This is a genomic window from Halomonas sp. SIMBA_159 (assembly GCF_046536035.1).
GTDB lineage: Bacteria > Pseudomonadota > Gammaproteobacteria > Pseudomonadales > Halomonadaceae > Vreelandella > Vreelandella venusta_A.
The window spans coordinates 1-252 of record NZ_JAWJBT010001126.1; the positions used below are offsets into that span (position 1 = coordinate 1).

Sequence of the window (252 nt, forward strand, 5' to 3'; positions counted from 1 at the left end):
GGGGAGATTATCCGCCCGCGATGGAGCGGATAAATCTGTCAACTATTAGCGAAAACGCATTGAAAGGTCGAGTGCTTGTACGTGTTTAGTTAGCGCACCGACGGAGATAAAGTCCACGCCCGTTTCGGCAAATTCACGCAGTGTTTTGTCAGTGACGTTGCCAGACACTTCCAGTAGCGCCTTGCCGTTGGTGCGTTTGACGGCTTCGCGCATCTGTTCTGTTTCGAAGTTATCCAGCATGATGATATCGGC

1 protein-coding gene is annotated in these 252 nt (G+C 51.2%); it reads right to left on the bottom strand.

The genetic code is table 11. From position 1 onward, the window contains the following. Window positions 1-45: 45 nt before the first annotated feature. On the bottom strand, window positions 46-252 hold a 207-nt coding region (locus R0J87_RS22780; RefSeq protein WP_498889199.1), incomplete at its 5' end, for a nicotinate-nucleotide diphosphorylase.